Source organism: Arthrobacter sp. Soil_N43 (assembly GCF_057655195.1).
Map to the genome: position 1 here is coordinate 1 of NZ_JBDGML010000099.1, position 21,685 is coordinate 21,685.

General features: G+C 63.8%; 9 protein-coding genes and 1 pseudogene. 8 read left to right on the plus strand and 2 right to left on the minus strand.

Annotation, left to right across the window (positions count from 1 at the left end; all coding sequences use genetic code 11):
- From AC3A3W_RS12810 to AC3A3W_RS12820, 3 genes are all read left to right on the plus strand, one after another.
- On the plus strand, positions 1-947 hold a 947-nt coding region (locus AC3A3W_RS12810), incomplete at its 5' end, for an FG-GAP-like repeat-containing protein (protein ID WP_487443325.1).
- Positions 948-1,289: 342 nt separating this feature from the next.
- Positions 1,290-3,374 (plus strand): CAP domain-containing protein, encoded by a 2,085-nt coding sequence (locus tag AC3A3W_RS12815; protein ID WP_487443326.1) that lies wholly within the window; start codon positions 1,290-1,292, stop codon positions 3,372-3,374.
- 357 nt (positions 3,375-3,731) lie between these two features.
- The gene (locus AC3A3W_RS12820) at positions 3,732-9,824 is read left to right on the plus strand and encodes an FG-GAP-like repeat-containing protein (protein ID WP_487443328.1); all 6,093 of its coding nucleotides are present in this window, start codon (positions 3,732-3,734) and stop codon (positions 9,822-9,824) included.
- Positions 9,825-9,980: 156 nt separating this feature from the next.
- On the opposite strand, the gene AC3A3W_RS12825 is transcribed toward AC3A3W_RS12820, so the two are convergent.
- Positions 9,981-14,642: a beta strand repeat-containing protein gene (locus AC3A3W_RS12825; RefSeq protein ID WP_487443330.1), complete on the minus strand. Its 4,662-nt coding sequence runs from the start codon at positions 14,640-14,642 to the stop codon at positions 9,981-9,983.
- Between the two features lie 264 nt (positions 14,643-14,906).
- Between AC3A3W_RS12825 and AC3A3W_RS12830 the strand changes: the two genes are divergently transcribed.
- The 5 genes and pseudogenes from AC3A3W_RS12830 (at position 14,907) to AC3A3W_RS12850 (ending at position 21,045) form a co-directional block, all read left to right on the plus strand.
- Entirely contained in the window at positions 14,907-16,766 is a 1,860-nt protein-coding gene (locus AC3A3W_RS12830) for an O-antigen ligase family protein (RefSeq protein ID WP_487443332.1), read from the plus strand.
- A 358-nt stretch (positions 16,767-17,124) separates the two neighbouring features.
- The gene (locus AC3A3W_RS12835) at positions 17,125-17,316 is read left to right on the plus strand and encodes a hypothetical protein (protein WP_487443334.1); all 192 of its coding nucleotides are present in this window, start codon (positions 17,125-17,127) and stop codon (positions 17,314-17,316) included.
- 221 nt (positions 17,317-17,537) lie between these two features.
- Positions 17,538-18,182 (plus strand): annotated as a pseudogene (locus tag AC3A3W_RS12840) (MinD/ParA family ATP-binding protein); the annotation flags it as partial.
- A 33-nt stretch (positions 18,183-18,215) separates the two neighbouring features.
- Entirely contained in the window at positions 18,216-20,282 is a 2,067-nt protein-coding gene (locus AC3A3W_RS12845) for an FG-GAP-like repeat-containing protein (protein WP_487443336.1), read from the plus strand.
- Positions 20,283-20,826: 544 nt separating this feature from the next.
- Positions 20,827-21,045, plus strand: a complete 219-nt coding sequence (locus AC3A3W_RS12850) for a hypothetical protein (protein WP_487443338.1) — start codon at positions 20,827-20,829, stop codon at positions 21,043-21,045.
- A gap of 15 nt (positions 21,046-21,060) precedes the next feature.
- On the opposite strand, the gene AC3A3W_RS12855 is transcribed toward AC3A3W_RS12850, so the two are convergent.
- Complete coding sequence (locus tag AC3A3W_RS12855) at positions 21,061-21,495, minus strand: GNAT family N-acetyltransferase (RefSeq protein ID WP_487443339.1); 435 nt, start codon at positions 21,493-21,495, stop codon at positions 21,061-21,063.
- Between the last annotated feature and the right edge of the window lie 190 nt (positions 21,496-21,685).

Genomic DNA, 21,685 nt, shown 5'->3' on the forward strand with positions numbered 1-21,685 from the left:
CGGACGGCACGGCCGAGGACACGTATGTGATTCCCGCCGTTGAGGGCGTGGAGTACCTGGTCGGAGGCAAGACCGTTGCAGCAGGCACTTACCCCGGTGCCGGCACGGTGAGCGTCGTTGCCAAGGCCAAAGCAGACTATGTGCTCAAAGCTGGTTCGGTGACCACCTGGTCCGCAACCTTCAAAGCAGTTTTCCGTATGACGTTGATCGTTGCCGCCGGTGATCTGAACAGTGACGGAAAGGCCGACGTGCTTGCCCGAGACAGCGCCGGGACGTTGTGGTTGTCGCTGGGGAACGGTCAGGGAGGCTGGCTGACGCGGCTTCGCTTGGGCGGCGGATGGAATGCGATGAACTCGATCGTGGGGGCCGGGGATCTGACTGGCGACGGGAAGGCTGATGTGCTGGCCCGGGATACCGCCGGGACGTTGTGGATCTACCCCGGAAACGGGCGTGGCGGTTGGCTTACCCGGATTCGGGTGGGCGGCGGCTGGACTGCGATGAACTCGATCGTCGGTTCGGGGGATCTTAGCGGCGACGGCAGGGCCGATGTGTTGGCACGGGATAGCGGCGGGACGTTATGGATCTACCCCGGTAACGGGCGCGGCGGTTGGCTCACTCGTATTCGGGTGGGCGGCGGCTGGAACGCGATGACCGCCGTCGTCGGTCCCGGCGACCTGACCGGCGACCGGAGAGCCGATATTCTGGCGCGCGACAGCGGCGGGACGCTGTGGATTTACCCGGGCAACGGCCGCGGCGGCTGGCTGGCGCGGGTGCGGGTAGGAGGCGGCTGGAACGCCATGACCACTATCGCTGGCCGCGGGGATTTTAGCGGCGACGGCAGGACTGATGCACTGGCCGTGGATGCCGCCGGTGTGATGTGGCTGTACAAGGGCAACGGCGCGGGAAACTGGCTGGGCCGGGTCTCGATGGGCGGCGGCTGGAACTGACAGGCCCCGCTTCGAATGATCGGACGGCCGCTACGCCAATGGGCGTCGCGGCCGTCTGCGGTTAAAGGACCGTCCTTGGCCGAGGCCTTTCGACGTGACGGCATCGCGGATGTCTTGAGAACCTCAATGTTTGAGAAGGATTCGCGCAGTTCTCGAAGTCGGAATGAAATCAGGTGTTAGATTCTGATGTCATTTCAGGCGAGTCAGGATTGAACTGCGCAGATCAGTTTTACCCTGCATCGTGGGACATTGGGGGAATAAATGAATAGTTTGGCGGTGTCCCGGCTGGGCACGGTGCTTCTGGCGTTAGCGCTGGCGACCTGCGGGTTAGCCACTCCTGCCGTGGCAGCAGAGACAAACAATGCCATCGATACCAATTCGCGAAATAACGTCGTCAACGCGTACAAGACGCGATATCTGCCTTCTTTGGCAGAGGACATCAATTGGACAGGATCAGTTGACACGTGCGACCCGGGAACGCAGTCTGCCAGTTCATTGGCCAACGGCGAGAAGGCCATCAACTTCTTCCGTGGGTTATCGGGTCTGGACAGCATTTCCCTGACAACTGAGCAGAACACAAAAGCGCAGGCTGCGGCGCTCATGATGCACGCGGAACGCCATCTGGACCACTACCCGACCAGTGCCTGGAGGTGTTACTCGGAGTCCGGCAAGGCCGGGGCCGGAACGTCCAATCTGCACTATTCGGATCCAGTCCTGCGGTCAATGTCGCAGCCCATAAGGGGCTACATGGACGACGACGGCTACAACAACGCAGACGTGGGCCACCGCCGCTGGCTGCTCCACGCGCCGACGACGACCATGGGCATCGGGACCACCAGCTGGGCGAACGCCATCGTCGTACTGGGCGGAGCCACGAGTGCCACGCGAGCTACCCCGGACTTTATTGCTTACCCGAACGCCGGCTATTTTCCCATGCAGCTGCTGCCCCCAGGCCGGTGGTCATTCTCGTCGCCTCATGACGTTGACTTTTCGCAGGCCAAAGTCGCTGTGACGGATGCGGCAGGAACAGACATGCAGGCGACGTCGTACCCCGCGTTCAAGGGCTACGGACCGAACACCGTGGTCTTCGGCGTTCCTAGCCTGCAGACTCCCCAAGGCTCAACGGAAGTAAACTACACCGTCAAGGTCACCGGCATGGTCAGGGATGGTGTTCCCCTGGAACACACGTACACGGTGAAGCTGATTGACGGCAATGTGGAAGGGACCAGCACCCCGGACCCAACCCCGCCGCAGGTCCGTGAAAACATCGTTGTCACTCCGGCCCCGCCGGTCTTCGGCGAGTCGGGCTTCACAATTCCGTCGACGCCGGGTGTGCGCTACTTTTCGGAGGGGACGGAGAAAGTCGCTGGGTACTACCCGGCCTCGAACGCGATCACCGTCACGGCCGTGGCGCGCTATGGCTATGAGCTGTCCGGAACGGCCTCCTGGTTTAAGGATTTCCGGCCGGTCCCCTGGACTGATGTGGAAGCAACCCCGCCGATCTTCGGCAACTCCACCTACACCATTCCATCCAAGACCGGTGTCCAATATTGGGTGGAGGGAGTGGTCCGGCCTCCGGGCACCTATCCCGCTGCGGGCGAGGTCACGGTCATTGCCGGGGGGCTGCCAGGGTACAACGTCGTCGGGACTGTCGTTTGGACCAAGGTGTTTCCCTATCCCACGGCGCCGGCTGCAAACCCTACTATCAAGACACAGGGCAGCGTTGTCAGCATTGATGCTAGCGGCAACCTGTGGAACTACGGGAACCTGAAATCACCACGGGTGAAAATCGGATCCGGCTGGGGCATCTTCAGCGATATCTTCGTTTCCGACTGGAACACCGACGGCACCTTCGACATCGTCGCCATGACCAAGGCAGGCCAGCTCTACGTGTACAAGGGCCTGCGCACTGGCGGGTTTGTCCGCGAGGTCATCGGCGCCGGAGGCTGGCAGAACTACAGCGTGGACGTTGGCTTCTGGAAGAAGACAGACAGATATCCTTCGATCGTGGCCAAGCACAAGACCACCGGAAAGCTGTACGTCTACGCCAACAAGTCCGGATCAGCTCCCAGCGCCGGCGTCCAGATCAGCGCCGGCTGGCAGAACCTCGACATCCACCTCCTGGACTGGAACCGCGACGGCGCCACGGACATTGTTGCCAGGACGGCCGCCGGACAGATGCTTCTCTACCGAACCAACGGCAGCGGCTCCTTCCTCAACGAAAAGCGGCCCGTCCTGGGCAGCGGCTGGCACAGCTTCAATTCGCTGACCGTGATCCGCGGCCTGGGCGGAACGGGAACCCACGGCCTCTTGGCACGCATCAAGGCGGGAGGCCTGGTCTACTACCAGGCAAACAAGGCCGCGTGGGCTGCCCCGAAGACGCTGGGAAACAGTGGCTGGAGCCCATACGTTATTGCCAACCACTGATGCCACCTTCGGCTCCATGCCCTCGTCTCGGACCATGCTGTTGAGATGGTTAGGCCTAGCACGGGCGACTGAAAGCGTCCCGCCTCCCGGCCCGCCGTCGTCGTCTCCCATCTTTGAAACGCTCACCGCAGCACAACCGGCGCACGATAGTCCGGCGTTCAAGTATTGACACGTAGCCCGAAAACGCGGCGGGCGTAAAAGGAGGAGATTGTAGCTGCGATTGCGGACCGATGCTGGTAGCGCTCCCGCTTCGCTGAGTAATCTTTTGCACAACTGCAATTTTGTGGAGTTGCGCCTATATGCTTCTCCCAGCGCGGGGCGTGTCCGCATTTGAATTAATTGCTGGGGGAGTTAAACATGCGGAGACTTTTCGCGTCCGTCCGGGCCGCCGTCGCAGTGTTCGTATCGCTGGGGCTTCTGGCTGGAACCGCGGTATCTGCTGTGGCTGCGCCGATGCCAGCGGCGCGGCCGGCGGTGGTGAGCGCCGCGGTGGACATGAGTTCCGACGAATGGATTGCCGGGCAATTCCGTACGCACTTCGGCGTCGAACTGTCCACCGAACGGATCCAGTATTTGCTGGGCACTAGTTTCGGGCCGGTGCTTCGCTCCTACGTACTGGACGCTGAATTCGGAAAGACAGCGGAGGCTCCTACCGAGGTCTCCAAGGAAGCGCTCAAGAAGCTCGCCGACTACATCCCCAGTCTCTTCGGAGCCTCAGATCCTGACCCGGACGCCGTCATGCTGGACATCATCAGCTGGGACATCGCCATCCTCAAGGAAGGAAGTCTCAGCGCCCCGGTGGCCAGTGCGCTCAAGGGCAGCGTGGAGGCCGTGAAAATAGCCAAGCAGCTATACGGGTCAGTGGATCAGGTATCTTCCTTGGTCAAAATGGGCCTGACGGCTTTCAGCGACAACAAGTACAGGCAGATCCTGTCCGATTACAAGGAACAACGCAACCAAGGTGCGGCGGCAGACGCCGCCTTTGCCGCTGTCGAAGAGTTCCTGACCGACGAGTACATCAATAACGTGGCCACGATGAGGTATCCGTGCACCACCTGGATTGTGTTCCCGTGCCTTTCGGGAGATATTGACGCGCATCTTCCGAAGTCCAGGGAAAAGCTCAAACAGGACCTCGAATTCGCCTATCATGCGATCCTTTTGGCAGAGAGCCCAAGCGTCAAAGAAGGCGTGAAGACTTTTGTCACGAACCTCAGCGGGTTGATCGACGGTTACTCGTCGCAGCACGGTGACTTCGGACTGATCGCTGTGCAGACGGGCGAAAAAAGCATCACCATGATCAACAACGGCCCTGCCACCCTGTCGGAGATTAAGCTCACGGCTGGCGACGGCAAGGTACTCGCATCCCACGCCGGAATTGGGAAATACGGCCGAGCCACCGTTCCAGACAGCGACTGGGCATCTCTTTACACGACGGGCACCAAGTTTACGTTCAAAGTAGCGTCAGTGGACGGCATCACGAGGCCAGCAGCAGAGGTCCGCCGAGCCGTGTGGCTGGATGGGATCGGCACGTCAGCCGGTTCGCAGCCCGCGGAGCGGCGGTTCCGAGCCAATACGGTGGAGCATTTCAGTGGCACCACGGACGTCGCCTGGGATTTGGGCGACGGAGCGCAGGCCGCTGGTCCTGAAACAACGCATGTTTTCAAGTGCTACGGCACATACAAAGTCCAGGCCAAGGCCACGCACGGATCTCAGTCCATGACCCGTGAATCCGGTATCACCGTCGGCGCCCCGTGGACCGTGGACTGGTCGACTGAGGATGGCGAGTACGCTGCAGCGACCGGCGTCCCCGTTAAGCTGTTTGCGCACCCCTCCATCCCCCGTGATGCCGGACTGCAGGCCACGTGGACCTTCGAGGACGGCGGGACCGCAGAGGGGTTCGAGGTCGAGCACGCCTTTCCCACCAAAGGCACACGGCTGGCCACACTTGCCATCACAGACCTGGCCAGCGGCTGCCCGGCCTACACAAAATCGCACAAAATGCAGGTTGCACGGACCGATGAGTGGATCACGCTTCCCAACACCATCGATGAAGACATGGTCCTCACATCCAAGGTGGCCGGCTACATAATTCCGCAGAGGTTTTGGTACGGATCACCGCATGGAACCACCGTCGCAGCCGGTGCCAAGCTGACTATTCCGCCCGGAGTGCGCATCAAAGGCACTTACGACCCGGATGCGTGGGGCCGCTACCACAATCCACTCGTCGTGAATGGAGAGCTGGAAGTCCGGGGAGCAGTGAGTGCCCCGGTGGAGTGGACGTCCTGGCGTGATGACGCGCTCGGCGGCGACGCCAACATGGACGGTGACTTCACGAAGCCCGAGCCGGGGGACTACCTCGGCGTAGTGGCCGCGGCTGGCTCCACAGTTTCGATGACCAATGTATCGGTCAAATACTCTGCGAACTTCCTGGACGTGCAGGACGGTGCCAACGTCACCGTGAGCAACCTGAAGGTTCGGAATGCCAGCGGCTACGTCTATGGGGCACTGAACGGAAGCTACGAAACGGGCGTCATCAGCGCTACCGGAACGGGTTCGCTCAAGATTTCCGCCAGCGACATCGAAAACTCTGCCGGCAATGGCTACGCCATCGAGGCGCGGAATGCCCCTAATTTGCGCGCTGCAGGCCTGACCCTCCGTGGCTCGGGTGCCGGACTGGTGGTAAGGGGTGAGGCCGGTCCCTCCATCACAAATTCCACCTTCATCGGTTTCAGCGAGCCAATCCGGACCACCGCCGCTGCTTCCGGCTTTACAGCGCGGGGTATCTCCGTGATCGACGGTTTCGCCCGGATCACCGTGCAGGCAGGGCAGCTCATGCCCGGTGCCACGTCCTGGTCAAGTTCGTTGCCTTACATTCTCGGCGGAGACATAACAGTTCCCAAGGGCTCCAGTCTGCGACTGGCCGCAGGCACCGCAGTGAAGGGCCAGTCCGGGAATTCCTGGAATGGAGTCATTTACAACCCATTGAGGGTGGCTGGAACACTCTTCGTTGATGGCACGGCGGCTCAGCCTGTCGAGTGGACCTCGATTCATGACAGCTCAGTGCGCGGCCCGAGCTATTCCGGTCCGGCCGCCCCGGCACCCGGCGACTGGGCAGGCATCATCGCGCAGGATGGATCCGCTGTTCATATATCCGGACTGCATGCGAAGTTCGCCGCGCAGGTTGTAGGTGCTGACGCAGGCTCTGTTGTGACAGTTCGAGACAGCAGGATTGAGCAGTCAAACGCGGACCGAATGCGCTACGAATCAGTCATCCGCGCCTACGATCCCGCGCACTTCACACTGAGCGGGATCAGTATCGATGGAGCCGGCAGCGGCCAGCCGTTGGTGCGCGTTTCCGGCAGCGCCGGTGAGGCCGTGATCAGCAACAGCACCTTCGCCGATGCAAACACCGCCGTGGATCTGCAGGGCAGCGTCCGGGCCAGCCTCAGCGGCGCCACCTTCAGGAATATCCGAAGTTCCGTTCTCGTCCAGCCCGCCACCAGCGGCGTCAAACTGGCCGGGACCCATGTGGAAGGGGGCATGGGCCGGATCGTGGTGTCCGGGGGCCAGCTCCCGGAAGGCGCCAATGAGTGGACTGCGGACCTTCCCTATGTCCTTTTGGACCAGTTGACGGTTCCAGCATCCTCGTCGCTGAGCATCGGGGCGGGGGTCACTTTGAAGTCCGCGGTCTGGCATGGTTCCTGGTCGGCAAGTTATCGGCCTATTCAGGTGTTCGGAAGCCTGACTGTCAATGGGACAGAGAGCCAGCCCGTGCGCTGGACCTCCTCCCGGAACGCTGACATCGGTGGACCTTCGGAGGACGTCGGCACGCCCGCCCCTAGCAACTATGACTGGTCGGGTATCAACGCGCACTTCGGATCCTCCGTCAGCCTGAAGCATGTGCAGGCTACCCACGCACGTACGCTCCTGGAGGCTCAGCACGGCTCCTCGTTCAGTCTCACCGGCACATCCGTAAGCAACTCCGATGGGCAGGGCTACGGCATCATCAGGGACCTTGGGGCAACGAATGCGGTCGTAGCTGATTCCCAATTCAGGAGCGCAGGGTACGGCGCGGCGCTTGTTATGCACGGCGGGCAGCCGCTTCTTGAGCGCGTCACGGTCCAGGGTGCAGGTCATGGAATCGAAGTTGGCGGCTCAGCCAAACCGGTCATCAGGGGATCCGCGCTCCTCGCCGACGGCTACCAAATCCTGAACTACACCGGCACTGCTGTAGACGCCGGCGGCAACTGGTGGGGCAACGAGAACGGGCCCTCCACCGGAACGGCCGGTCTTGAGCCCTACTTCGGAACCGTAAACGCCGTGCCCTGGTGCTTGCAAGAATCCTGCCAGACGCTCTCCTCCACAGTTCCAGCCCTAATTTCGGCCCCGGAGACGTCGAGGCAGGCGGTGACTGTCGAAGGAAGCTTCGCCGACGTCAAGGTTCACGCCGACCGAGCAGACGGAACCTCCGCGGTAGGAGCTGTTCTGGCCGTCAGGCTGAGCGGTCCGGCCGCCTTCGCCGGTGGTGCTCAGGAACAAGAACTCACGGCGGATGAAAATGGAGACGTCATCGTCCCGGGGCCCAAGGCCGGGACGGAAGTGGGTGCCGTCACGCTAACGGTGACCGCGAAGGCAGCCCCTGGTCTTTCACCCTTGGTCCTGAACCTCGGTGACGTGCGAGCGGGGACAGCCGCAGTCATTCACATAGTCGGCGGGGGCGGTGCAACGGCCACCCCGGGCTCGGACCTCGGTTCCCTGTCTGCCCGTGTTGTGGACCGGCACGGCAACCCTGTTTCCGGAGCTGACGTCGAGTTCGTCCTTGACGGGCCGGCTGTCTTTGGCGAAACGCGCACCGCCGTTGGCACTAGCAACAACGAGGGGTTGGTAGCGTCTCCTGCCGTGACGGCTACGGACACGGCGGGCGAAGTCGGTGCTTCGGCGTCACTTGTCGGCAACGCAGCAGTCAAGAGCGAATTCCCTCGGTTTGTAGTGGCGGCCGCAGTCAAGGAGACCGTGCCGGCTGCTGTGGTGTTCACGGACAGGGACGGCACCGCGCAGGATACCTACACGGTTCCCGTCGTTGATGGTGTGGAGTATCTTGTCGGTGAAAAAGTCACCGAGGCCGGAACGTACCCGGGCACCGGGACCGTGACGGTGACCGCCCGGGCGAAGACGGATTTCGTGTTCAAGGCAGGGGCTGTCTGTGAGTGGAGCGCGACGTTCAAGGCGACGCCGTACGAGGCGACGCCGGTGGCGGTGGTGTTCACGGACAAGGACGGCACCGTGCAGGATACCTACACGGTTCCGGCTGTTGAGGGTGTGGAGTACCTGTTCGGTGAGAAGGTCGTAGAGGTCGGCACTTACCCGGGCACGGGTACGGTGACGGTCACCGCGCGGGCGAAGACGGATTTCGTGTTCACGGCAGGGGCTGTCAGTGAGTGGAGTGCGACGTTCAAGGCGACGCCGTACGAGGTGACGCCGGCGGCGGTGGTGTTCACGGACAAGGACGGCACCGCGCAGGATACGTACATGATTCCAGCCACCGGAGGCATCGATTACCTCGTTGCCGGAAAGACTGTTGCGGCCGGCACTTACCCCGGCGCAGGGACGGTGAGTGTTGCCGCCAAGGCGCAGCCAGACTACGTGCTCAAGGCTGGTTCGGTTACTACCTGGTCCATGACGTTCAAGGCGGTGTTCCGCATGACCATGGTCGTTGCCGCCGGAGATCTGAGCGGTGATGGAAGAGCGGATGTGCTCGCCCGGGACAGCGGTGGAACGCTGTGGCTTTACCCCGGCAATGGGCGCGGCGGGTGGCTGGCGCGGGTCAAGCTCGGCGGCGGCTGGAACGAGATGAACTCCCTCGTTGCCCCCGGTGACCTTAATGGTGACTTGAAGGCCGACATGCTGGCCCGCGATACCGCCGGAACGCTGTGGCTGTATCCGGGCAACGGACGGAGCGGGTGGATGAACCGGATCCGGGTGGGCGGCGGCTGGAACGCGATGACCTCGATCGTTGGGCCGGGAGACCTCACCGGTGACGGGAAGTCTGACGTGCTCGCCCGCGACAGCAGCGGAACCCTCTGGACCTACCCCGGCAACGGACGGAGCGGGTGGCTGAATCGGATCCGGGTGGGCGGTGGCTGGAACGTGATGACCGCCGTCGTCGGTCCCGGTGACGTGAACGGTGACCGGAAGGCCGATGGCCTGGTCCGCGACAGCAGCGGAACGCTGTGGCTCTACCCCGGCAACGGCCGCGGTGGTTGGCTGGCACGGAAGTGGGTGGGCGGCGGCTGGAACTCAATGCGTACCATCACGGGCCGTGGAGATTTCAACGGCGACGGCAGGAACGATGTGCTGGCCGTCGACGCCGCCGGTGTTCTTTGGCTGTACAAGGGCAACGGGGCAGGCACCTGGCTGGGCCGGTCATCGATGGGCGCCGGGTGGAACTGACATGCCATTCCTAAATGATGGACGGCCGCTGCGCTCAAGGGCGGCGGCCACCGGCGATGCCGAACACAGCTCGTAAACACAGCCACGGCCGCTGCAACTCCTGGAGCTGCAGCGGCCGTGACTCGTTAAAGGCCCCGCCACGAGGGCGGCCGCCGGTTAGGTCACCGGTGCCGTGGCTGCCGAGGTCTTGGCCGCCGTCGTGAAGCCGGACTTGGTGCCCGTCACGGTGACGCTGATCGCGTATCCGGGGAGCATCGGCGTATAGGCGCTGTTGACTTCCCCGCTGATGGGCATGCCATTGGCGTACCACTGGTACGTCAGCGTGACCGGCGCCGGCCCCCACGTCCCGGGCACAGCGGTGAGAACCGATCCCGCTGTTGGAGTACCCGAGATGGTGGGCACGGGTGCTGTCAGTACCCCGACCGCGACCTTGACCGATACCCCGCTGGTCTTGGTCACTGTGGTGAAGCCGGACTTGGATCCCGTCACGGTGACTGTCAGGGTCTTGCCCAGCATTGCGGTGGTTGGCGTGTAGGTGCCTACCGTGGCACCGGTGATGGCAACCCCGTTCGCCTTCCACTGGTACTTGAGCGTGACCGGAGCCGGCCCCCACACACCCGCGGCCGTGAGGACGGAGCCCACCCTGACGGCGCCGCTGATCACGGGGACCGGAGCGCTGAGGGTTCCGACGGCGACCTTAGCCGTGATTGCCGACGTCCTAGCCGCCGTCGTGTAACCCGCCTTCGATCCGGTTACCGTGACGCTCAAGGTCTTGCCTATTACTGCCGCCGCCGGCTTGTAGGTACTGGCCGTGGCGCCGGTGATGGCAATCCCGTTCGCCTTCCACTGGTACTTCAGGGTGACCGGGGCCGGCCCCCAGGCGCCCGGAACCGCCGTCAGGGTGTAGCCCACCTTCGCAGTCCCCATGATCTTTGGGACCGCCACGGCGAGAGTACCGACGGCGACCCTTGCGGTTAGTGCCGACGTCTTGGCTGCCGTGTTGTAACCGGCCTTGGAGCCGGTGACGGTGACGCTGAGGGTCTTGCCCAACTGCGCCGCCGTGGATTTGAACGTGGCGGCGGTGGCGCCGGTGATGGCGATGCCGTTGGCCTTCCACTGGTACTTCAAGACGACCGGTGCCGGACCCCAGGTTCCGGGGACCGCGGTCAGTGTGTAGCCGACCTTGGCCGTTCCGGTGATCTTGGGAGTCGGCGCAGTCAGGACAGGGTTGAGCGCCATGACCGTTCCGGTGGCGGCTGAGGTCTTGGCTGCCGTGGTGTAGCCCGTTTTGGTGCCCGTGACGGTGAACGTAAGAGTCTTGCCCACCTGGGCCGCCGTCGGTTTGAAGGTCGTGGCGGTGGCGCCGGTGATGGCGACGCCGTTGGCCTTCCACTGGTACTTCAGCGCCACCGGGGCGGGTCCCCAGGTGCCCACGGTCGCCGTCAGCGCGTAGCCGACCTTGGCCGTTCCCTTGACCGTCGGTGTGGGCGCGGTCAGCGTCTGCACCACCGCCGCGTAGGACAGGTTGTGCGTTGTGGCGCTGCCCCTGACCACGCTGACCTTAGTTGCCTTGGCCTCGGTGGTCACGTTGCCGGAGTAAAGGTCCCCGCGTCCGGAGAGGCCGCTGTTAACCCTGATGGTATAACTGCCGGTGGTGAGGCCCTTAAGGGTGTACTTGCCGGTTGTATCGGTGGATGCGCTGCGAGTGACCAGCGAACCGTCCGGGGTGTACGCCTGGATGAAGGCATTGGCCGCCGGCTTCCCGGCCTTGTCCAACACTGTTCCAGTCACCGAACCGCCCGCCGTCAGGTTGGCGTCGATGTTCGGCACCGCCTGTCCTGTGGTTACCGGGATGGCCTTGGCCTGCCCTGGCCCGGCGGATTCCGGCTGGTTCTGGTAGTACTGCGCCTCGTCCTGCGTGAACCCGCTGGAGCGGTTGAACGCCACCTTGTAGGAGCCCGCTGCCAGGCCGACGACGCTGTAGTTGCCGGTCCCGTCGGTGGAGCCGCTCTTGACCAGCTTGCCGCTGCCGTCCAGGATGCTGAGCGGGTAGTAGCCGGAGGTTCCGCTGCCGGTAACCTTGCCGCTGATGGTGGCACCGGTGACTGACTCGATGTCCGCGCCGGTAACGGTCTGCCCGGCCGAGACTGCTACTGCCTTGGCTGTCTCGACCGTTGCCCCTCCGTACCAGCGGTCTTCGGCGCCGCTCTGGCCGCCGAGGAAGCGGACCTTGTAGGTGCCCGTTTCCAGCCCGACGATGCTGTAGGTTCCGTCCCAGCCGATGCTGCCGTAGACAGACTGCGCATCCACCGCTCCGGTCTTCGTGGCGATGATCTGGGAGGCGTACAGGCTTGTGCCTGCCGGCGCCGTGATCTTGCCGCTGATCACGCCGCCCTTGACAAGGGTGGCGTTGATGGCCGTGACGCTCTGTCCCTCTGTGAGGTTCAGCGGGGTGGCGGTGGCCAGGGACGTGGCCTTGTTGTACCACTGGGTGAGTGCGCCCGAACCGTACCCGCCGAACTGCAGCTTGTAACTGCCGGCCGGGAGCCCGCGGAGGGCGTACGTTCCGTCTGTGCTGAGCTGCACCGAGTTCACCGGAGTATTGTCTGCGGCCTTGAAGACGCTTACCTGGACGCTGTAGGAGCTCACGCCCTCCGGCAGTGTGACCTTGCCGCTGATCGCTGCACCCTTGGCCAAGGTTGCATCGACGGCCGTCTTGTCCTGGCCCGCAGCCAGGACAACCGGGGTGGCCGCCGCCTGCGTCTGGACGTTGTTGTACCACTCGTCCAGCGCGCCGGAGTTGTAGTTGCCGAACTTGACCTTGTAGCTACCCGCCACGAGGCCGATGACCTTGTACGTGCCGTCAGTGTTGACGTTGGCAGACGTGCCGTACTGGCTACCCTCACCGGTGGCGGATACGTACACGCTGGATACATCCACTCCTGCCGGTACAGTCACCTTCCCGCTGATGCTTGCACCCTTGACCAGCGTGGCGTTGATGTCCAACACGTCCCGGCCGGCAGTGAGCGCCAGAACGGTTGCCGTTTCCCGGGACGTACCGTTCGCATGCCATTGCTCCAGTGCTCCGGTGCCGTACCCGGAGAACTGGACGACGTAGTTGCCCGGAGCGAGTCCGGCGAGCTTGTAGGTTCCGTCCGCCTGAACGGTCGCGGAGGCAGGATAGGCCCTGAAGTTATCTACGTTGTACGCGTAGACCCGGACACCGGTAAGCGTCACGCCCGCGGGCGCGGTCACCGTACCGCCGATGGACCCGCCTTTGACGAGCACGGTGTCGGTCAGGGCCAGTTCCTGGCTGCTTGTCACGACAACAGCAGTGGCCTCAACCGACGACGCGGTGCCCCCGTACCACTGGCTCAGGGCCCCTGAACTGCCGGCGCTGAACTGGATCTTGTACGAGCCGGCGGGCAGTCCGCCAAACGAGAATGAACCGTCTGCGCCGACTTGGCGGGAGGTTACGTAGGAGACGGCGTCTGCGCGGTAGAGGCTGGCCTGCACCCTGCTCAGGTCCACTCCGGCGGCGGAAGTGACCTTGCCGCCGATGGACGCCCCCTTGACGAGCGAAGCGTTCACGCCGCCCTGGTCCTGGCCCTCCGTAACGGCAACCGGTGTGGCGGCTTCATAGGAGGAAGCGGTGCTGTACCACTGTTCCAGCAGCCCGCTGTCAGGTCCGAGGAACTGAATTTTGTAACTGCCTGACCGGAGACCGTTCACCTTGTACGTTCCATCGGCGTTCACCGAGGCGGACGTTACGTAGTTCGGACGTGTTCCGGCGGCCTCGTACACGGTGGCCTGCAGGGTCGAGACATCGGTTCCGGCGGGCACTGTGACTGTTCCGCTGATCGAACCGCCCGCGGCGAGGGTGACATTGATCCCGGTGCGGTCCTGGCCTGCCGTGACGGCCACGGGCGTGGCGTTCTCGGCGGTTGCCGCTCCGGAGTACCACTGCTGCAGCAGTCCGCTGTTGTAGCCGGAATACTTGAGCTTGTAGCTGCCCGCAGGAAGGCCGCTGACCGTGTAAGCACCCCCTGCACCGACATAGCCGTAATTTATGGTGCTGCCGCCGTCCGGGGCAGCCTCGACCTGAATGGTGCTGGGATCGAACCCGGCCGGCACGGAAACGGTGCCGCTGATGGAGGCTCCGCGCACGAGTGTTGCGTTGATGCCCGTGAGGTCCTGGCCCGCCGTGACCGTCACCGGCGTGGCTGTGTCGCGCGATGCTGCTCCCGCATGCCATTGGGTGACGGCGCCGGAGCCTCCGCCGTTGAACTGAACCCTGTAGCTCCCTGACGGCAGGCCGCGGAGCGCGTAGCTGCCATCCGGGTTGACAGACCCGGATGCTGAATACCAGTCGGTCCCGGCGCTCTCCACGGAGACGTACACGCGGGTGAGGTCAACGCCTTCGGGTGCGGTGACGAGGCCGCCGATCGAGGCCCCCTTGACGAGCGTGGCGTTGATTCCGGTCAGGCTCTGGCCTGCCGCGAGTGTCACAGGGGTAGCTGTTTCGTGCGATGTTGCCCCCGAATACCACTGGTCAATGCCGCCAGATCCGTTGCTTCCGCTGAACTGGATCTTGTAAGCCCCTGCCGGCAGGCCGCTCACGGAGTACGTGCCGTCATCGGTGACCTGGCCAGAGCCGGCCCAGGAGTAGCTGTCGGCGGTGTACGCGTACACCTGCGTAGAGGCGAGGTTAACGCCCGCTGGCGCAGTGAGCTTGCCGCTGATTGACGCGTCCGACAGGTCTGCGGCGTTGGCAGGCGCCAGACCCGAAACTATGAGCGCCGAAAGAACCGAAAACAATAACGCGATCCTTAAATGGAATCTCCTGCTCTTAGCGAGCATTTTTACCCCCCATGGGTCAGCAAACGGACCGGCCGCCACTTTAAATTGTCAAAGAACGCCTCAGTCTAACTGCGAATTCGAATTTCCCAAATGATTTTGTAAAGTTACTGGACATGCATAGAGCGCTTTATTGCCTCGGTTGAAAGCCACCTGCCAGCCAGCGGCTATTGTTGGTCGAAGTACGTTGGGGGAGAGGGCTGCAGCATGCGCATGGAACGAGCTATGTCCCGGCTACCGGGGCTCTGCATCATCCTGATGGCGGGTTCCCTCCTGGCCGTGCAGCCCGGCGGGCTGTTCCGGTTTGTCTGGATCAAGGTCCTGGTGGTGCTGATTGCCGTCCTCGCCGGCCTGTTCTCGCCGCCAGGCTCCCGGCTTCCGCCGGCAGTCAAGGCTGCGCTTGCCGCCTGCGCATCGTGGATCGCCGTCGCGATGCTGCTCTCCGACACACCCTGGGCCAGCATGGCCGGACGCTGGCCGCGGTATGAGGGCGTGCTGATGCTCGGCGTCTACGTGGCCGTCTTCGCGGTGGGCGCCAAGGTCCTGGGCGGCGCCCCCGGCGGCCACCGGCGCACCCTTCTTGGCATGTCCCTGGCAGGTGCAGGCACGGTGGTGTTCGCCCTCGCGGTGCTGGAAAGCGCTGGCCTGCGGCCGCTGGGCGGGGCTGCCGATGTGCGCCCCGGGGCGACGCTGGGCAACGCCACCGACCAGGGGCTCATCGGCGTCATCATCACCGGCGTCCTGGCCGCCCAAGGCGAGCCGGACCGGCCCTGGCAGGTGTGGCTGCGCCGCGCCGGACTGATTGCCGGCGCCGGGATGGCCGTCCTATCCGGCTCCCGTGCGGCCCTGGCCGCGCTGCTGGCCGTGGCCGTATTCGGTGCCTACACGTGGATGAGAAGCCGGTCCTGGACAGGGCCGAAGATCGCCGCCGGCGCCGGGCTCACAGCGGCGGGCATCGCCGTCGGGGTCCTGCTGGCCCCCGCATCCCGCGAACGGCTGCTGTCGACGGCGACTGTTGACGGGCGGTGGCTGTTGTGGGACCAGACCCTTGGGCTGCTCGCCGACCATCCGCTGTTTGGCGTCGGCCCGAACGGCTTCGTTGATGCGCTGCCGGGGTATCTCGGGGCCGAATGGGCGCGGACAGTGGGAGACAGCTTCCCGGCGGATTCGCCCCATAGCTGGCCGCTGCAGACGCTGGCCGCAGGCGGCTTTCCCCTGTTGCTGCTTGTGGTGGTGCTGATTGCGGTGTCCGTGGCAGCGGTGATCCGTCGGATGAGGAAGTCCCGGTCAGCTGCCGACCGCAAGTACCTGGCCGTGGTGCTGGTCACTGTGGCGGCGTATTCACTGGCACTGCTCACGCACTTCACGTCCATCGGCACCACGGGGCTCGTGGCCTTCCTGTGCGGCGGGCTGCTGGGAAGCGAGGCCAGCAGGGCCGCTCCCATCAGGAACGGCGCCGTCCGGAAGTTCGCCACCGGGAAACTGCGGTCAGTTCCCCGTCTCGTGGGGACGCTGCTGGTCATCGCCGGACTGGGGGTTACTGTTCCTGCTGCCTTGGCCGAGTGGCCGATGGCGGCCGGAGCCCGGTCCGCCGCTGCAGGAAATCATGACCTGGCCGAGCAGGCGTTCAAGCAGGCCTGGCACCTCAGGGCCTGGGATAGCGACACGGCACTGCTTGCAGCGCAGGCCTTCGCCGGCCCGGCCACAGAGGGGGAGCAGCAGGCGGCGCGTTACGCCGTCGAGTGGGGGACTCTCGCACGGGAACGGACACCGCACTCCCAGGAGGCAGGAACGGCCCTGGCTCTTGGGTACCTCTACAGCGGTGACGTTCCGAAAGCGAAGGATTTATTGGATGCGCTGGTGACCGACTTCCCCTACTCGACGGCTCTCTACGTCCACCGCGGCGTGGCGCAGTTCGGCCTGGGGTATCCAGCGGAGGCAATTACTGATCTTGAGCATGCCGCATCGTTGGACCCCTCGCTGGATACGCCATGGCGGGTTTTGGCCAATATTCACCAGCGCTTGGGCAATAGTCAGGAAGCTTTTGCTGCAATGCAGCGTGCTGATGCGCTGGCGAACCCTTAGCCCTTCAATTTGCACTCGATTTGGCCTATATGCCTATCGGGTCAAGAATGCCGCAAGGAAAGATCAAGATTAGCGCAGTTTTGATAAATACGCGGAGCTTTTGAACTTAGACGGTATTTATTCTATTCCGGCACCCCCACGAGAATGATGGCCCCGATGCCCACGGCGGCGAGTGCAAGCAGGGCTCCGGAGGCGGCCTTCATGAGGATGGCGGGCGGTGCCCGGACCGACGTTCTGAGCTGCAGCGCATCGGCGCCGGCGTGATCTTCGGCGTGAGCTGGTCGATCGCCACCAACCGTGTGTATATGCCCGCCTGCCGGCGTAGTCTCTTGCCACGGCTGACGACCAATTCAAGACGATGTTAAACCGCGTTGATGCGCTGTATCACGAAGTCGTTGCGCTGCGGGAGGGCGCCAAAGGTGGAGGTAACCAGGGCAAAGAGGAGCTCGTCTTAGCGGAACTGCGGCTGGATAACGCGTGGCGTGAGCTGTACGAGTTCATGGACCTCCCCCTCTCCCGTGAAAGTGGAACAGGCGCCGGCCCCGAATGACTGCGCGGCGGTGGTGAACCGCCGCCATGTCGTTGGATCTCCGGTAAGTCAGTCGTCCCCGCCGCGCTGCGTGAGGCGGCGGAAATCTCTGGAGAGGTACAGGGCCATGGTGGGCGTTCCCGGGTTGGCGCTGCCGACATGGCGGCCTGTTACCAGAATTGCTGCGGTGATCTGGCCGACCGCATTGACTATCGCCAGGGACGCCTGCGGGATGGGCGTTCATCGACGCGAATTCGGACTCCGGCGACCTCGTGGAGCGCGCCCTGGGCGAGGGCATCTACCAGCAGACCACGCCGCGGACCATCACGGACCTGCTCAAGAACATCGACTCCATCGATTCGCTGACCGGGCTGTCCCGCTACATGCACCACTCCGGCCGTCTGCATCTCATCGCAGGGGAACAGGACCCGGAGGTCTCCGACTCCCTCACCGCGGAAGAGTACCTGCGGATCCGGAAGGTCATCGCCAGCTACTACTCGGTGGCGCTGACCGACTGCGGCACCGGTGTGACCCACAATGCGATGAGCGGCATCCTGCAGTCGGCGGACAACCTGATCATCGCCGCTGGCTACGCGGTGAGCGGCGCCAAGCGCGCCCGTAGCACGCTGCAGTGGCTCGCGAGCCACGGCTACGAGGAGCTGGCCCGCAATGCGATCGTGGTGATCACGGACAAGGATGAAGTCTCGTCCCGTGTGGACAAGGACGCCATCGAGGAGCACCTCGCCGGGATGTGCCGCGAGCTGATCGCTGTGCCGCACGACAGGGGAGTCGCCGACGGGGATCTGGTGATCCTGGATGTGTTGAAGCCGGAGACCCGGCGGGCGTATAAAGAGATTGCTGCGGCGATCGTGGACGGGTATCGGTAGAGAAACAACCCGCGGATGCTTTGGGGGGACAGCATGTTCGCTACTAACTCACCGACGTCGGTTCAGACGCTGAGGAAAGGCATTCTCGCCCTGCTGTGCGCGGGAGCGCTTGCGGTGGCGGGCCTTATTGCTCCGCCCGTGGCTGTAGCCGCAGATACGCCATACCTGGATGATTCCTTTGGTGTGCGCGGGAGAGCTGTGGTCGATCTTGGCGGTGGGCAGGGCATGGGGGCAGTTGCTGTCGACGTTGATCTGCAGGGGCGCACTGTGACCGTTGGACTGCTCCACAATCCGAGCACGCTTTCTGTCCTGCGGGTGATCCGCCTTCTTCCTGCCGGGGAACTTGATCCAGCATTCGGTGAAGGCGGAGTGGCGACGTTTCCTTCAGTCCCGGACGTCTCGGACGTGGAAGTCCAAGATGACGGCAGAATACTCGTGCTCAGCAGCACGCAACTGATGCGATTGGACGAGCGCGGTGCTGTGGACGAGGCCTTCGGAACGGCAGGAACTGCCGTTCCCGGAGGCAGCAGCGACAACATTTTCAGTTGTTTTGACGTGGCTGTCGACGGAACCATAGTGGCGGCCGGGACTGCGCTGACCTGGAACGGGTCCATCTTTTGGCGCAAGGCAACGGCATGGCGGTATACCGCCGACGGATCGTTGGTGTCCAGTTTCGACCAGGTGCCGATGAATCCTGAAGACCCCTACGACGGCTGGGCAGCGCAAAGCGTGACCATAGATGGCGCGGGCAGGGTAATCATTGCGGGATCGACAAGAGGCGGGGGACGTCTGCTTCGTTTCCTGCCGGAGGGCGGCTTAGACACCTCTTTCGGAGTGGGCGGTTCAGTTCACCTTCCCTCCACGGGCCTAGAGGTTGCCGCGTACTCGGACGGGACTGTCGCTGTATTCCATCAACGGCTGAGCGCCTATGACGCCGATGGGACGTTCCTGGCAGATCTGGCATCACCAGGAGACCTGCACATAGTCAGTCTCCAGATTGACGGCACCAACAGACTCCTGGCAGCAGGAAATAGGACGCTGCAGGGAGCCACCGCTTTCGCAATTTTCCGACTGCGTGCTGACAGGACAGTAGACGGTACCTTCGGCACGGAGGGCGCGGTGATGTCAGGCTTCCCGCAGGGAGACGCATACATGGCTGACGCGGCGCTGGCACCAGATGGGGACCTGGTTGCGACCGGCTGGATCAATTCGTTCGGCATGGACCCGCTCAAGCCAGAGCCGTCAGGACCATACGGCTGGACCCGTTATGACCTGGGCCGAGGACCGGCATTCGGATACCCCGCGCAGCGGAACGACTTCAACGGCGACGGCCGGACTGATGTCTTGGCTAGGGACCGCGGCGGTGTGCTCTGGCTCTACCCGGGAAACGGCCAGGGCGCCTTCCTGACGCGTACGAGGGTGGGCGGCGGCTGGAATGTTATGACGGCAATCGCCGGCGCCGCCGACCTTAACACCGACGGCAAGGCTGATGCCTTGGCGAGGGACAGCAGCGGCGTGTTGTGGTTCTATCCGGGCAATGGCAATGGCAATGGCAATGGCGCCTTCCTGACGCGTACGAGGGTCGGCGGCGGCTGGAATGTCATGACCGCCCTCGCCGCCACAGAAGACTTTGACGACGACGGCAAAGCCGACCTGCTGGCACGGGACAAGGGCGGTGTGCTGTGGTCATACCGGGGCAACGGCAAGGGGGCCTTTCCCACTCGGGCGATGGTTAGCAGCGGCTGGAACCCCATGACGGCGATCACGCCGGCGGAGGATCGGATGCGGGACGGCAGAGGTGACCTGCTCGCCCGCGACCGGAACGGCGTTCTGTGGTTTTACCCGGGGGACGGCACAGGCGGGTTGCGTCACCCGTTGCGGGTTGGCGCGGGCTGGAATGACATGACGGCGATTGTCGGCACAGGGGATCTCAACAGCCAAAGGCGGCAAAACAGCGGTTGGGTTGGCGACGGCACTGCGGACATGGTGGCCAGGGACAGCAGCGGCGTGTTGTGGTTCTACCCCGGAGACGGCCGAGGGGACTTTGGCCCCAGGACGAGGATCGGCGCCGGCTGGAATGTGATGACGTCAGTCAGTTAACGATGCAATGGCCGCCAATGTTCGTCCACGCCGCCATGGATTAGGCCGTCATCGCCTCACTTGGGGAAGGACGAACGTTACGCGGACTCGTTTCCCAAAGACGGACTCAGCCACACGCCTCCCGCGACGAATGCGTCGCGCGTCCAAGAAAGCCGGGTGGAGGCCCCGCCCCAAGAAGGGACTCCCGCGGATTCCTTTACCGCTACAAATCGCCGCAGCCTCGTCTGAGGGTAAGGGCACTTAACCGGTTTGTCGCGCCGTGCCCTAATCGTGAGCAATTCCCTCGCGACCCTCTGCCAATGCCACGCTAAGACGGGAAGCTTCAGTGCACCACTAGATGGAAGGCATCGGCCGTTCCTGGCTCACAGAACGACTCCTCGAGCGCGGGGCAGGCCTCCACCAGCATTAAAGTCATCCAAACGGACGCGGCCATCAACCCGGAAATTCAGGCGGTGAGCTGACCAACACACAGGGCGAGATCATCGGCGTAAACGTTGCCATCGCCTCCGCCGATTCATCCTCCGCCCAAGCCGACAACATCGGCTTGGGTATCTCCATCCCGATCAACGCAGCCAAGCGGGTGGCGCGAGAGATCATCACCACGGGCTCGGCGACGCACGGCCAGCTGGGCCTATCGGTACAGGACAAGATGTCCGGAACGTCCTCCGAGTTCACCGCCGGGGCCACCGTCAAGATCACCCTCGAGCGGGGCGGGCAGGAACAGACAGCGGCCATCGCGCTCGGTGCGGCCGCCACCGGCTGACGCTGCAGGAACTGGTTAGTCGTCCCCGCCCCGCCGCGTGAGGCGGCGGAAATCTCTGGAGAGGTACAGGGCCATGGCGGGGGCGTTGCTGCTGTGCACGGTGACGGCAACGGTCCTGTGTCCCAGCGTGTGCAGGACATCCATGGCACGGCGCAGGAGGTCTTCGGCCAGCCCCTGCCTGCGGTGGTCAGGGTGGGTGAAAAGCTCGGCGATGTAGGGCGTTCCCGGGTTGGACGCGCCGACATGGCGGTCGGTGACCAGGATGGCTGCGGTGATCTGGCCGACCGCATTGACTATCGCCAGGGACGCCTGGGGGATGGGGGTTCCGTGCGCGCCGGCGAAGATCCTGCTGATCCTGCTGGCTGCCTTTTCGGCGTCCAGACGGTCCGCTTCGGGATGGTAGGACCTGAGATACAGGTCCGTCAGCTCTGTCAGATCGGTGGATTCCACGGGCCGGGGAGGCTTGCTCCGGGCCTGTGTTCCTGCGGGCTGATGAGAGCTGCAAGGGAGATGAGAGGGACCATGGTTGACCTGCCTTCCGCGATGGGAACGACTCCTGACCATAGTGTGGGGCATGACGGGCTCCGGGGGAAGAGTACCGGGCGTGTCGCGGCGCGGCGTGGGGCGACGCCTGGAACGC

Coding starts and splice junctions, on each gene's coding strand:
- AC3A3W_RS12835 (WP_487443334.1), top strand. CDS start 17,125: ATGTTAAACCGCGTTGATGCGCTGTATCACGAAGTCGTTGCGCTGCGG.
- AC3A3W_RS12830 (WP_487443332.1), top strand. CDS start 14,907: ATGTCCCGGCTACCGGGGCTCTGCATCATCCTGATGGCGGGTTCCCTC.
- AC3A3W_RS12845 (WP_487443336.1), top strand. CDS start 18,216: ATGTTCGCTACTAACTCACCGACGTCGGTTCAGACGCTGAGGAAAGGC.
- AC3A3W_RS12820 (WP_487443328.1), top strand. CDS start 3,732: ATGCGGAGACTTTTCGCGTCCGTCCGGGCCGCCGTCGCAGTGTTCGTA.